We start from the raw sequence: 12881 nt of genomic DNA, 5'->3' as shown, positions 1-12881 counted from the left end.
TCAAAGAGGAACGGCCCGCGCTCCGTGGACGAAGCGCGGGCCGGCCGAAAGTGTGCTCAGCGCGGGAAATCCCCGGCCGCTTCGAGGAAGAGGTCGTTCTCTTCAGGTGTCCCGATGGTCACTCGCGCGCCTTCGCCCGCGAAGGGACGCACGATCAGTTTGCGCTCCAGTGCGTGCTCCGCGAACTCGGTCGTCCGCTCGCCCAGCGGCAGCCAGACGAAGTTCGCCTGCGTCTCCGGCACCTCGTAACCCTTGGCCACCAAGGCATCCCGGACACGCGTGCGCTCCGAGACGATCTCCTTGCAGCGTTCCAGCAGCTCGTCGGCCGCGTCGAGCGAGGCGATGGCCGCCGCCTGGGCGATCATGTTCACCGAGAACGCGACGTAGACCTGCTTCAGCGCGACGGTGATCGCTTCCGGGGCCACCGCGTAACCCACGCGAAGACCGGCGAGGCCGTACGCCTTCGAGAAAGTCCGCAGTACCGCGACGTTGTCCCTGCCGCGCGCGAGTTCGACGCCGTCCGGCACCTCGGCGTCGGTCACGAACTCCTTGTACGCCTCGTCGAGCACGACGAGCACACCCGAGGGCACAGCGTCGAGGAAGCGCTCCAGTTCCGCCCGCCGCACGACCGTCCCGGTCGGGTTGTTGGGGTTGCACACGAAGACCAGCCGCGTCTTGGGCGTGATCGCGGCCAGCATCGCGTCCAGGTCCAGCCCGTGCCCGGCGGTCAGCGGCACCTTCACGCTGACGGCGTTCGCCACCTGCGTGACGATCGGGTACGCCTCGAACGAACGCCACGGGAAGACGACCTCGTCGCCAGGGCCGCACAGGGCCTGGATCATTTGCTGGCAAAGGGAAACCGAACCGCAGCCGACGGCGATCCGCTCGACCGGCTCGCCCAGTTCGCGGGCCAGCCGCTCGACGAGCGCGGAAGCGGTGATGTCCGGGTACCGGTTGATGCCCTGCGCCGTCTCGGCTATGGCCTGCGCCACACTCGGCAGCGGCCCACCGGGAACCTCGTTACTCGCCAGCTTGATCGCGCCCTGGATTGTCCGGCCAGGGACGTACTTCGGCAACGATTCGAGATCCGCACGCGGCGAAACAGGTGACATCTTCGGCGCTCCTACGTCTGGGGGACGGCTCCGACACCGTATCCTCCCGCGCGAGCGCAAGCTCCGAATATTTACCTAAGAGTGGTCTGATGGAGGAATGACCCTGACGACCACCGTGGAACACCAGCACGCCAACGGCCGCACGCTGCGCCTGACCTTCGCCGAACCGGACGGTGTCGTCCGCGGCGGGCTCGTGGTGCTGCACGAGGAGGCCGATGAGGTCGAAGAGGGTCTGGGCCTGCTCCTGGCCGGTCTCGCCGGCGAAGGCTGGCTCACCGTCACCCCGCATCTCGACCGGGACGACCTCACGCAGCAGGACCTGCTCGAAGCCACCGACGCGACGCTCTCCTGGCTCGCCGAGCGCGGTGTCCAGGCGGATCTCGTCGGTGTGGTCGGTTTCGACCTCGGCGGGACGGCCGCGCTGGTCGTGGCGTCGAACCGCAGGCTGGGCGCGGCGGTCAGCGTCGGCGGGCAGGGCGTCACCGGGCTGCCGGTCCTGGTCGAGATCGCGGGACGGCTCACCAGCCCTTGGCTCGGCATGTACGGCGACGCGGGCGACGAGGCCGGAGGCGCCGAAGTCGAGCAACTTCGCGAAGCGGCGGCGACGGCGAACGTCGCGACGAACGTCGTCCACTACCCGGGCGCCAACCACCGTTTCGACGCCGACCCGGACGCGGCCGCGGAGGCCTGGCAGCGCACGCTGAATTGGTTCGACGCCCACCTGCGGTGACTCCGTTCGCGCTAGCATTCCCCTTCAGATGTGACAGGGGAGGGGGCCGATGGCACAGTCACCCGAGACGCGCGTGACGGCGCAAGCCGCGTTCGGCGCTTCGGCGCCCGCCTTGGCGCCGCTGGCGAGCAAGGTCCGGGCAGCCAAGACCGATGCCAAGAAGGGGACCGTCAAGGTCACCGAGGACGCCGCCAAGAAGCTCATCGACGCACTGGTGAAGGCACGTCAGGAGCTCGACGCCCTGATCAAAGGCTCGACGGAGTTCAAAGCGCCCTTGAAACTGGGCGACAACTTCGTCGGGCACACGATGAGCGAACGTTTCCAGGGCGCCGCGACCAAGGGGACCGAAGCGGCCGTGCCCGTCCTCACGGACTTCGCCGGTGTCCTCGAAGACTTCCAGCTCACCGTGAAGGCGGCGCGGAAGCTGTACGTCGCCGCGGACGAGGAGGGGCAGGAACGCATCGAGCGGATCGCCCGCCGGTTCGACATGGAGGACGTCGTCGACCACGAGCGGAAGGATGAGCGCTGATGCGGATCCTGCCGATGCCGTGGCCGCCGCGCGAGCCCGACCCGGAACCCGGTCCCGACAGCCTCTACGCCGACATCGACTACCTGACCATCCCGCACCGGGAGCTCTACGAGATGGTCCACAACGAGCTGGACCTCGCGAGCGCGGAAGCCGCCGCCGGGCAGTGGGCGACCATCGGGGTGGTCCTCGACAGGATCGGTTCGGAGCTGAGGGCGGCCATCGTCGCGACCGCCGACGGCTGGACGGGCGAGGGTGCCGAGAGGGCGCGTGACGTCGCGATCAAGCTCGTCGACTGGGCGAGTGAGACGAGCCTGCGCGCGGACAACGTCGCGAACTGCGTGCGCCGCCAGGCGGACATCGCCGAAACCGCGCGGCGCACGATGCCCGAGCCGCCGGGATACGCCCCGCGGCCCAAGCCGCCGGAGATACCGAAACGCCGTCCTGTCCCGGTTTCGGATCCGGATTCGACGCAGGCCATGTCGGCTTCGCCGCCGTCGGGAGGCGGTTTCGCCGAAGCCGGCCGGATCGTCGCCGAACCCACCGACGAGAACGCGCAGGACCTGCACCGTCAGGCCGCCGACGTGATGACACGGATGCAGCGGAGCTCCGGCGAGGTCTACGAGAACGTCCCGCAGTTCGTCTCGTACGGCGAACAGCCGAAGATCCTTGAGAAACCCGAGGAACCGAAGCCGGATCCCGAGCCGAAGCCGGAGACGCCGCCGGACGACTCCACGCGCAGCAGCGGCGTCGACGACGCCGGCCCGATCCAGGTGCGGGAGCCGGTCGTCGAGGCGCCGCGTCAGCCCGGCGCGAGCAGCGGTGCCGTCGTGCCGCCGCCCGGCGTCGCGGGCACGACCCAGGATCTCGGGCAGGGCAGCCGCTCGGGTGTCGGCGGGTTCGGCCCGTCGGGGCAGCAGCCCGGTCAGGTCGCCGGGACCAGGGCCGCGGCCGCGGGGATCGGCGGCGTCGGCGGGATGCCGATGGGGATGATGCCGCCGCAAGGGCAGCAGGACGGTGAAAGCCGCAAGTCCCCGGGCTATCTCGTCGAGGATTCCGACGTCTGGGGTCTCAGCGGGCACGTGACCCCGCCGGTCATCGGCGAAGACCCGAGGACCGACCGCTGATGGACTGGATCCGGTTGCACGTCGGCGAGCTGTTCCTTCTCTGGTCGGCGCACGGCCGCGACGAACTGCCCGCGGTGCTGGAGGTCCCGCACGTCGGGCGGACACCGGAGTTCCGGGCGGAACTGGTGGCCACGGCGAGCGCGACGCTGTCCGAACGCGGACTCGGCACGGTCGACTCGCCCGCGCCCGAGCTGGTGCGGCTGCTGCACACCGTCGCGAACAGCGAACTCACGCTGGACCTGCGGCTCGACGGCGACCCGGCGTACCGGGCCGTTGGCTGCGTGTCCGACCGCGGCGCGGTCGCGATCGGCGTTTCGGGCACCGACGTCGAGCTGTCCGAGCTGCGGGAGCCGCTCGTCGCCGCGACTCTGCTGCAGGCGCTACCGCCGTGCGAGCAGGGACGGGGCCTCTCGGTCAACCTGCGTGTCGACGACTACACGGCCGCGTGCGAGGCGGGGGAGCGCGGCGGGCAGCCGGCGTTCTCCGACGTCCTGCGCGACGCCGGGCTGCGGGAACCCGAGGTCATCGTGCTGGTCCGGATCGCGACGCGGCGGATCGGCGGCGGGCGGCTCGGGGCGGCCAGGAAGTCGTGGGAAGGCCGCTGGGTGCACGGCGAAGGGGCGTTGACCTGGGTGGACACCCCCGAAGGCCGCTACGGGCTTCGCCGCGATCGAGGGTGGCTGACCGTCACCCCGCTCGACGCGTCGCGGCTGAAGTCGATGGCGTACGAGCTGTTCACGGGGGCTCGCCAGAGCGGTTAACGAGGGTTAACATCGCGGGGTGACGCACACCGCCGACGCCCCAGAAGTGCTCTGGCGCCCTGAGCCGAGCCGCCTGCCCGACACCAAGATCGACGCGTTCCGCCAGTGGCTGCGCACCGAACGCGGCGTGGAGGTCGACGACTACAACGCGTTGTGGGAGTTCTCCGTCCAGCGCGTACCGGAGTTCTGGTCCGCCGTCGCCGACTTCCTCGGCGTGCGCTGGCACGACGAGCCCGGTGAGGTGCTCATCGGCGGGATGCCGGACGCGCGCTGGTTCGAGGGCGGCACGCTGAACTACGCCGAGCACTCGCTCATGCCCGGTGTCGCGGGCGCCGCGAAGGCCGACGACGAGGTCGCCGTGATCTTCCACCGCGAAGACGGCCTCTCGTCGCAGCTGACGTACGGCGCTCTGCGGTCCGCCGTCGCCTCCGCGCGGGAAGGGCTGCGCAAGCTGGGAGTGTCCAAAGGGGACAGGGTCGTCGCGCTCGCGCCGAACTGCCCGCAGACGCTGATCGCCTTCCTCGCCACCGCGAGCCTCGGCGCGATCTGGTCGTCGTGCTCGCCGGACTTCGGCGTCCGCGCGATCACCGACCGCTTCGCGCAGATCGAGCCGAAGGTGCTGATCGCGGTCAACGGCTACGTCTACAATGGACGGTGGTTCGACAGCAGGTCGACGGTGAACGCCCTGCGGGACGAGATCTCCACGCTCGAAGCGACCGTGCTCGTCGACTACGCCGGCGGCCGCCTCGACGGCACGCTCGACTGGGACCGGCTGCTCGCCGACAACGACGGCGCGGAGCCGGCGTTCGAGCCCGTCGACTTCGCCCACCCGCTGTGGGTGCTGTACTCCTCGGGGACCACCGGACTGCCGAAGGGCATCGTCCACGGACACGGCGGGATCACCCTCGAACACCTCAAAGCCCTTGCGCTGCAAAGCGATCTCGGTCCTGGCGATCGGTTCTTCTGGTTCACCACCACCGGCTGGATGATGTGGAACTTCCTCATCTCCGGGCTGCTGACCGGCACCACGATCGTGCTGTTCGACGGCAGCCCGGGCCATCCCGACCTGAACGTGTTGTGGCACTTGGCCGAGCAGCACCGCGTCACCTACTTCGGGACATCGGCGCCGTACATCCAGAGCTGCCTGAAGGCCGGCATCAAACCGTCCGAGCGGTACGACCTCACCGCGTTGCGCGCCTTGGGATCCACCGGCGCACCGCTCAGCGTCGAGGGCTTCCGGTGGATCGTCGACGAGGTCGGCAAACGTGTCCAGATCTGCTCGGTGTCCGGCGGCACGGATCTGTGCGCGGCGTTCGTCGCGTCCGCCCCGGACGTCCCGGTCTGGCTGGGCGAACTCTCGGTCCGCGCGCTCGGCGCCGCCGTCGCCGCGTTCGACGAGGCCGGGAAGCCCGTGGTGGAGACGGTCGGCGAACTGGTGATCACCGAGCCGATGCCGTCGATGCCGGTCTTCTTCTGGAACGACCCGGACGGCTCGCGGCTGCGCGAGGCGTACTTCGAGATGTACCCCGCGATCTGGCGGCACGGCGACTGGATCCGGATCACCGGCCGCGGCTCCGCCGTCATCTACGGGCGCAGCGACTCGACGTTGAACCGCGGCGGCGTCCGGATGGGCACGGCCGAGTTCTACCGCGTCGTGGAGTCGTTCGACCAGGTCGCGGACTCGCTGGTGATCGACACGTCGGCGGCGGGCAACGAGGATGGGCAGCTGCTGTGTTTCCTCGTGCTGACCGAGGGCGCGTCGCTCGACGGGGTCGAGCCCGCCCTGCGCAAGGAACTGCGCGGGGCCCTCTCGCCGCGGCACGTGCCCGACCGGTTCGTCCAGGTGAGTGAGGTGCCCCGGACGCTCAACGGCAAGAAATGCGAGGTCCCGGTCAAGAAGATCCTTTCGGGTGTTTCACCTGACCGCGCCGTCAGCCGGGATGCCCTGCTGAACCCCGACGCCCTTGTACCGTTCGTGGAGCTGGCGAGGAGCTGAACGCAGGGGCGGAACTTGGCGGGCGCTTGGCGGGTGGCGGGGGCCACCTCGGTGGCGGTGATCACCTGGGTGACGCGGCTGGCCGGACTGCTGGCCCTGGTCTCGGTGCTGGTCCCGGTCGGGCGCACCCTGCGCGGACGCGTCGCCGAATGGCTGGAACTGCCGCACGAGGCGACGGTCGGCGCGGCGACGGTCGTGCTGGTGACCGGTGTACTGCTGATGCTGCTCGCCACCGGTCTCAAGCGGCGCAAGCGCCGGGCCTGGCAGCCGGCGGTCGCCACCGCCGCGCTGCTGATCGCCCTGATCGCGACGCGGCGCCACTTCATCGCGCTGCCCGATCCGTTCATCGGCCGGTGGCGCGCGGTCCGGGTCTTCCTGCAACTGACGGTCGCCGGGATCGCGATCAACTTCGTGCTGCTTTCGGTCGCGCGGATCGCCGCGGATTTCGGCGACCGGCTGGCGCAGTCGACGCTGGCCCTGATCGGCGTGAGCGGTCCGGTGGTGTTCCCCGCGCTGTGGCTGGAAGACCTGTCGGCCGCCGTCGGCCTGCTGTTCGGGATCGGCGCGGTGCTGCCGGCGGCGTACTTCCTGCTCCGCTCGGCCGAACCCGCGCCGGAGCTGACCGACGACGAGGTCGAACGGCTCCGCGGGCTGCTGGGGGAGCGGGACTCGCTGGGGTACTTCGCCCTGCGCCGGGACAAGTTCGTGGTCTTCTCGAAGTCGGGGAAGGCCGCGGTGACCTATCGGGTGATCGCCGGCGTCGCGCTGTGCTCGGCGCGATCGAGGAGTACCTGGACGTCTGTCGGCGGTACGCCTGGACCCCGGCGGCCATGGGCTGCTCGGAACTGAGCGCGACCGTCTGGGCACGCTTCGGGCTCTAGGTGCTGGAGATCGGCGACGAGGCCGTCGTCGACACCGAGACCTTCACCCTCGAAGGCCGCGTCATGCGCGGAGTCCGCCAAGCCGTCTCGCGCACGAAGCGCGCCGGCTACACCGCGCGCATGCGGAAAGCCGAAGACCTGCCTCTCGCCGAGCTCGATGAAACTCCGCACTCTCGCCGCCACCTGGCGCGGCACCGATACCGAACGTGGCTTCTCGATGGCGCTCGGCCGTATCGGCGACCCAGGTTCGATCCTGGTGACCGCCGAACACGAAGGACGGGTGCGCGGAGTCCTCCAGTTCGTCCCCTGGGGCGAGAAGGGCCTCTCCCCGGACGTCATGCGCCGCGACCGCACCGCCGACTACGGCGTCAACGAACTGATGATCTCCGAACTCCTCCTGACGACCCCGGCCCAGCACGTCTCGCTGAACTTCGCCGCCTTCCGGGCCGTCCTGGAACAAGGGCAGCGCATCGGCGCCGGCCCCGTCGCCCGCCTGTCCGCCCGGACACTGCGATTCTTCTCACGCTGGATCCAGATCGAGACCCTCTACCGCTTCAACGCGAAGTTCCAGCCCCGCTGGATCCCGCGCTACCTCACCTACCCCGCGGCCCGCGACCTCCCCCGAGTCGGCGTCGCCGTCTTCGAAGCCGAAGGACTCGGCGGGCGCCCATATGCCCTGCTCAGAGCCGTGCGGCGCGTCTAAGGGGGGTGCCTTCCAAGGGGGTATGCGGGGTGTGTAACCTATTTGAGCAGTGGTCGTTGGGCCTGGGAGGCTTCGCCTAGTCTGGTCTATGGCGCCGCACTGCTAATGCGGTTGGGGGTAACCCCCCCTCCCGGGTTCAAATCCCGGAGCCTCCGCTGGTACCTGTTCCGGCAGGTGCTAGATTGATAACTGAACAAGCGCCCGTAGCTCAGCTGGATAGAGCATCTGACTACGGATCAGAAGGTCAGGGGTTCGAATCCCTTCGGGCGCACGTCTGGTTGAGACAGCACTAAGGCCCTCCCGTTCGCGGGAGGGCCTTTTTGTCTGTCCGTTATGGACCGTGGGGACCCACCCGGGAGTCGAACCCGGAGTCCAACGGCTTTGCAAGCCGCCGCACGACCGTCGTGAAGTGGGCCGGAGTTTCGGTCATCGTGCCCTCGGCAGGAGTCGAACCTGCGTTCCCGGCTCCGGACGTCGGCGTCGTATCCGTTGGACCACGAGGGCTTGCGGAGGATGCAGGATTCGAACCTGCGCGACGCTTGCGCGCCGACCGTTTTCGGGACGGTTGCCTTACCTGGCTCGGCCAATCCTCCTTGCTGTGCGGCCTGATCGGACGCCCGCGAGTCGAACGCGGTGACTCCTGATCCCAAATCAGGCGGGGTCGCCAGTGCCCCTCGCATCCGTCGACCGGCGTATCCCCCTCCGATACGCCGACCAGTACCCCTGCCAGGACTCGAACCTGGGACCTCCGCATTCGTAGTGCGGCACTCTGTCCACCTGAGCTACAGGGGTGAGGTGGAGACGAGTGCACGCCTCCACCGGCGCTCGTCCTGGCCGCCTTCTTCGACGACGGGGACGAGCTTTGGGAAAAGTTTCTGTAATGGTCGGCAACAAATTCCGGAGTAGCGAACTATTCAAGCCCTATCTCGACGTTGAAGAATTGCCTTCCGGGCGCACCAAAAAGAGAAGCCGTCCAGATCGGTTTCCCGATAGACGGCTCCCTGGCGTCACGCGCTATGGCGTCATGACGGGGAGCCTTCGCAGGCCGGAACTCGCTGGCCAGGCCGTGATGACGGTCGCCAACCAAGGATCGACGGACATGCGACAGCGGACGCGATGGCCGGGTGTCGGCGCCGCGCCTTTCGCTCGTGCATGTTCATCATGGCTGCTCCTGTTTTTGATCGAGTGCGTTAACTATGCCTCGACTGCTGCGACGACGCAACACATTATGAAAATGCGACCCTCTCGCTCGGTTTGAGCGCAATTTGTGCCAGCGGGGTCGTGGCTTGGTTGCGTGTGCTGGCGGGCCTGTCACTGGACGTTGACGACCTTCGGCGCCTTGCGGGGTTGTTGCCGCTACTTGCCGAAGCAACCTTCGGCTGCGTAGAGTGCGAAGGGCGCGAAGGGTGCTACGGGAGGTTGAGTTGGCTTCAAAGGGAGACCCTGGTCCTGACTGGAGGGACCCAAATCTGGGTACTAGGGTGCGGGTTGCGCTCTGGCTGGCTGCTGAAGTCGGCGAGGGCGGGCGGTTCGTCAAGCAGCAGCTGCGTGAGGCGATGCCCGGCGTGGAGCAAATCGACAGGCGTATGCGTGATCTCAGGCCAGCGGGCTGGATCATCTCGACCTACCGGGATCGAGCCGGGCTGGCGCCGGGGGAGCTCGTTCTTGAGAAAGTCGGCCTGCCGGTCTGGGAGAAGGAACATCGTTCTGCTGGGTTGCGCGTGATAACAGCGTCCACTCGCAGGCGAGTTTTCGAACGAGATGGTAATCGGTGCATCAGGTGCGGGATTCTTGCTGGCGAAATCTATCCCGACGAGACCGAAGTCTCGGCCCGCTTAACCGTGGGACACGTGGAGGCGCATAAGTACGGCTCGCCGTCAGGTGAGGAAAACCTGGTCACTGAATGCTCTCGTTGTAACGAGACCGCTAAACACCTGGCTGCACCTAGATTTGATGGGCGTCGGGTGTGGGATGAGATTACAGAGCTCCCCCGGAAGGAAAAGCAAGCAATCCTTGCCTGGATGGCGGCGGGGAAGCGCGAGCCCACTCGTGTCGAGAGAGTGATGTCGCATGTCTGGCAATTGCCTGGTGCGCAACGTGAAGAGATATTCCGGAAGCTCGGGCAATCTCTATCTTGATGACTTTGCGACATTCTTGGGTGTTTCCGTGTTGAAATCGAGGGGTTGAAAGAATTGACTATTCCTGGCATTGCCGACTATCTGGCGACAGACGCTGAGATGCTCGCGGTGAGAGATGAGCTTTATCGTCGAGACCCAAAAGGCGATAGGGTTGCGGATGTTATCCGTGACACGCTTGATCAGTTGTACGACGGGCAGCGCACGGGGCGATGGTCCTTCGATCAGCTACACAAGACCGAGAAGACTCACATGGGGACTCTTATTGAGATAAATCTTCATCGTGAGTTCGGGTTCGAAGATGGAGATGTTACGGACTATAGAATCGCGGGAATTCAGGTAGATTGTAAGTACTCGATGTCCAAAGCGTGGATGCTGCCACCTGAGGCGATCGGTCATATCTGCCTCCTCTTGTGGGCGAATGATCTTGCGCAGTCATGGTCCGCTGGCCTGGTGAGGGTTCGCGAGGAGTTTCTCAACAGGGGTGCGAACCGGGACCGCAAGAACACCCTTAAAAGGGAGGCTCATTCAGCGATCTTACCTCTTTGGGAGGATCATGGACGCCTGGCCCCTAATTTGTTCCTCGAGATTTCCGATAGTGACAGGGAGCGGATTTTTAATGCGCGTGGCAGTCGTGGGATTACTGGTCAATCGCGAGTAAACGAGCTTTTCAGGGTAGTCCAGGGGCGGATTGTGCGCAGAGCCGAAATTGCTACCGTTGCACAGCAAGACGACTCGATGAAGCGTGCGAGAGATTCGGGTGGTGCGCGATCGTACCTTCGACCCGAGGGCATCCTTGTGCTTGGACATCAAAGCAACGATCCAGTGGTCGCTCGCTCGCTGGGATTGGACCGCCCCCGAAAAGGTGAGGTAATCGCTGCGCGGGTTGTGCCAGTTGAGTTCGAGGACCCGCGTCCAAAGGCGGAAATCGAGGGGATGTACTGGGCTATCGCGCGGCCCGATGAGAAACCATTGGTGCCGGCACCGGTAGTCCCCCGCTAGCAAGTGATCTGGTCCAGGAGCGCGGCAGGGTGCGCAGGGCGGTCTTTCTCCCGGTGCACCCTGCGGCTCCTCAGCTGATGCGAGCGCGGTTCTTGAGGAAGACCTCGTGGCGGCTATGATCGCTTTGCCCGGTAAATGCCTTAAATTTGCCCAGGCGATAGAGGGTCGTTCCGTTACTGGTCACGACATCGACATCGAAGTCCCGCTGCAGGAGGCTGATCCGCCGCTCAAGGTCAGGTACATCGAGCTGGCCGTCACTTGTCTTGATCAGCGTCTCGGCCTTGACGAAATCACCGGCCTTTTTCAGTGCTCGATACACCGGGTCGTGTTCGGTTTCCCCGCGAGGCACTCTGTCGCCATTTTTGTTCAAGGCATCGTAGATGGCCTCGCCGACGGCCTTCGCGACTGGCGGAGGGAAGGCGTTCCCGATCTGGCGGTACTGCGCGGTTTTCCTGCCGGAGAAGAAGGTCCCGGGTGGAAAGCCTTGGATCCTGGCGACCATCTCGCAGGTCAGTTTGGGTCCGATGTTGAATGTGTCACCGCTTTGGGGCGGCTCGTTCGCCACGCCCATCGCGTCGACCCCTAGCAGCTTCCATGCTTCCTTGGCCCTGGTTGGGCCGAGGTCGGCTCCGCCATGTTTCTTGGATCCGCCAACAATCGTCGGCGCGATCTTGTTGGCCTTCTTGGCCCATTCGGCGGCGCCTTCCCAGCCGGCTGATCCCATGAGCTTCTTTAGTGTCTTGCCGACAGTAGGCGCTTTGCCTTGCGGCTCAGGCCAGACGAAGTAGTCGGCATACTTGGCTTCCAGTGCAACGAGGACGAACCTGGGCCGTAGCTGTGGGACGTTGAAGTCGGAAGCTTGCAGAAGCCGCCATTCGGCGAAGTAGCCCATCGTGGTCAGGCGATCCAAGACGTGCTGCCGGTAGCCGGCGAACCTTGGCATGCTGAGTCCCCGGACGTTCTCGAGTAGCAGGGCACGGGGCTTGAGCTCAGCTACTTGCTCGACCGTCCAAGCGAAGAGGTCGCGTTCGTCGTCTGCCCCGAGCTGCTTACCGGCGATCGTGAATGGAGGGCAGGGTACTCCGCCTGCGAGGAGGTCAATTCCCTTGAACTCCTTAGCGAGCCCCCAATTCTTGGGGTCGGCGACATCGCCTTTGATTACATCGTCCGCGATACCTTGCTGCTTGAGTGTTTCGCACGCGTTATCGTCGAGTTCGAAGGCGAGCTTGTGATCGAATTGGGCCTCGTGCAAGCCAAGGGCTTGGCCGCCGGCGCCAGCGCAGATTTCGATCGCCTTGAGACGTTTAGTCATGATGATCCTTTCGAGGCGATGGCCGTGCGCTGTCCTGCGAGGGGTATCTTGCCTGACAGGCTTCGTGGTCCAGCGACAGGTTCGGTGGTAGGTAGGCGTGTCGAAGACAAGAGGTGGCGGACCTGGAGAAGATCGAAGCGCCGGGCGTCCTTACCCGGCGGCGGCCAACCCTGGTAGGTCGCGCAATATGCGGGCGAACCGACGGACCGACACGAAGCCTGAGGTTGCACTGCGTGGGCAGCTGCATCGACTGGGTTACCGTTACCGCAAGGATCTCCGGCTCGTGCTGGACAGTGGTGTCGCCGTCCGACCAGACATCGTCTTCACCGCCAAGAAGATCGCGATCTTCGTGGATGGATGCTTCTGGCACGTGTGTCCTGAGCACGGTCGTCAGCCCACATCGAACGAGTGGTACTGGACGCCGAAGCTTCGGCGAAACGTGGAGCGTGACCGTCTTGTCACAGACGCGCTCCAGGACGCCGGCTGGCGTGTGGCTCGCATTTGGGAGCACGTGCCGCTGGCTGCCGCGGTGGATGTCGTCGTGGACATGATCGAACACGGGTTCGATGCTAGTCGCAAGGGCTGACAACTTTGGG

At 66.1% G+C, this 12881-nt stretch carries 10 protein-coding genes, 6 tRNA genes and 1 pseudogene; 11 read left to right on the top strand and 6 right to left on the bottom strand.

Annotation, left to right across the window (positions count from 1 at the left end; translation table 11 throughout):
- Positions 1–56: 56 nt before the first annotated feature.
- Positions 57–1112 (bottom strand): histidinol-phosphate transaminase, encoded by a 1056-nt coding sequence (gene hisC / locus AC0685_RS00980; protein ID WP_340686694.1) that lies wholly within the window; start codon positions 1110–1112, stop codon positions 57–59.
- A 97-nt stretch (positions 1113–1209) separates the two neighbouring features.
- Here hisC and AC0685_RS00975 point away from each other — a divergent pair, with 97 nt between their 5' ends.
- From AC0685_RS00975 to AC0685_RS00940, 8 genes and pseudogenes are all read left to right on the top strand, one after another.
- The gene (locus AC0685_RS00975) at positions 1210–1842 is read left to right on the top strand and encodes a dienelactone hydrolase family protein (RefSeq protein WP_478223686.1); all 633 of its coding nucleotides are present in this window, start codon (positions 1210–1212) and stop codon (positions 1840–1842) included.
- A gap of 49 nt (positions 1843–1891) precedes the next feature.
- Positions 1892–2371 carry a hypothetical protein gene (locus AC0685_RS00970; protein ID WP_478223685.1) on the top strand — a complete coding sequence of 160 codons (480 nt, stop codon included), beginning with the start codon at positions 1892–1894 and terminating at the stop codon, positions 2369–2371.
- Positions 2371–3495, top strand: coding sequence for a PPE domain-containing protein (locus tag AC0685_RS00965; protein ID WP_478223684.1), 1125 nt, complete (start codon positions 2371–2373; stop codon positions 3493–3495). The genes AC0685_RS00970 and AC0685_RS00965 overlap by 1 nt, the downstream gene beginning before the upstream one ends.
- Complete coding sequence (locus AC0685_RS00960) at positions 3495–4256, top strand: ESX secretion-associated protein EspG (protein ID WP_478223683.1); 762 nt, start codon at positions 3495–3497, stop codon at positions 4254–4256. The genes AC0685_RS00965 and AC0685_RS00960 overlap by 1 nt, the downstream gene beginning before the upstream one ends.
- A 19-nt stretch (positions 4257–4275) precedes the next feature.
- Positions 4276–6252, top strand: a complete 1977-nt coding sequence (locus AC0685_RS00955) for an acetoacetate--CoA ligase (RefSeq protein ID WP_478223682.1) — start codon at positions 4276–4278, stop codon at positions 6250–6252.
- Between the two features lie 33 nt (positions 6253–6285).
- Positions 6286–7836 (top strand): annotated as a pseudogene (locus AC0685_RS00950) (phosphatidylglycerol lysyltransferase domain-containing protein).
- Positions 7837–7901: 65 nt separating this feature from the next.
- Positions 7902–7991 (top strand) — tRNA-Ser (locus tag AC0685_RS00945).
- Positions 7992–8033: 42 nt separating this feature from the next.
- Positions 8034–8107, top strand: a tRNA-Arg gene (locus tag AC0685_RS00940).
- 70 nt (positions 8108–8177) lie between these two features.
- Here the strand turns inward: AC0685_RS00940 and AC0685_RS00935 are convergent.
- The 4 genes from AC0685_RS00935 to AC0685_RS00920 form a co-directional block, all read right to left on the bottom strand.
- Positions 8178–8252: transfer RNA gene (locus AC0685_RS00935), tRNA-Cys, on the bottom strand.
- Between the two features lie 16 nt (positions 8253–8268).
- Positions 8269–8340 (bottom strand) — tRNA-Arg (locus tag AC0685_RS00930).
- A 3-nt stretch (positions 8341–8343) separates the two neighbouring features.
- Positions 8344–8429, bottom strand: a tRNA-Ser gene (locus tag AC0685_RS00925).
- Positions 8430–8554: 125 nt separating this feature from the next.
- Positions 8555–8628, bottom strand: a tRNA-Arg gene (locus AC0685_RS00920).
- Positions 8629–9317: 689 nt separating this feature from the next.
- On the opposite strand from AC0685_RS00920, the gene AC0685_RS00915 reads away from it, so the two are divergent.
- Positions 9318–9974 (top strand): HNH endonuclease, encoded by a 657-nt coding sequence (locus AC0685_RS00915; protein WP_478223681.1) that lies wholly within the window; start codon positions 9318–9320, stop codon positions 9972–9974.
- 45 nt (positions 9975–10019) lie between these two features.
- The gene (locus AC0685_RS00910) at positions 10020–10973 is read left to right on the top strand and encodes a NaeI family type II restriction endonuclease (RefSeq protein ID WP_478223680.1); all 954 of its coding nucleotides are present in this window, start codon (positions 10020–10022) and stop codon (positions 10971–10973) included.
- Between the two features lie 70 nt (positions 10974–11043).
- Here the strand turns inward: AC0685_RS00910 and AC0685_RS00905 are convergent, their stop codons facing one another.
- Positions 11044–12285 (bottom strand): DNA cytosine methyltransferase, encoded by a 1242-nt coding sequence (locus tag AC0685_RS00905; RefSeq protein ID WP_478223679.1) that lies wholly within the window; start codon positions 12283–12285, stop codon positions 11044–11046.
- Positions 12286–12382: 97 nt separating this feature from the next.
- Here AC0685_RS00905 and AC0685_RS00900 point away from each other — a divergent pair, with 97 nt between their 5' ends.
- On the top strand, positions 12383–12871 hold the full coding sequence (locus tag AC0685_RS00900; RefSeq protein ID WP_478223678.1) for a very short patch repair endonuclease: 489 nt from the start codon (positions 12383–12385) through the stop codon (positions 12869–12871).
- Positions 12872–12881: the final 10 nt, after the last annotated feature.

It is taken from the genome of Amycolatopsis sp. NPDC043889, assembly GCF_056435645.1.
Note: the sequence above shows the minus strand (reverse complement) of the source record. Positions and strands in the feature narration are given on the sequence as shown.

What these genes read in the sequence shown, in the direction of transcription:
- hisC (WP_340686694.1), bottom strand. Translation starts at nt 1,112, where the DNA reads ATGTCACCTGTTTCGCCGCGTGCGGATCTCGAATCGTTGCCGAAGTAC.
- AC0685_RS00975 (WP_478223686.1), top strand. Translation starts at nt 1,210, where the DNA reads ATGACCCTGACGACCACCGTGGAACACCAGCACGCCAACGGCCGCACG.
- AC0685_RS00970 (WP_478223685.1), top strand. Translation starts at nt 1,892, where the DNA reads ATGGCACAGTCACCCGAGACGCGCGTGACGGCGCAAGCCGCGTTCGGC.
- AC0685_RS00965 (WP_478223684.1), top strand. Translation starts at nt 2,371, where the DNA reads ATGCGGATCCTGCCGATGCCGTGGCCGCCGCGCGAGCCCGACCCGGAA.
- AC0685_RS00960 (WP_478223683.1), top strand. Translation starts at nt 3,495, where the DNA reads ATGGACTGGATCCGGTTGCACGTCGGCGAGCTGTTCCTTCTCTGGTCG.
- AC0685_RS00905 (WP_478223679.1), bottom strand. Translation starts at nt 12,285, where the DNA reads ATGACTAAACGTCTCAAGGCGATCGAAATCTGCGCTGGCGCCGGCGGC.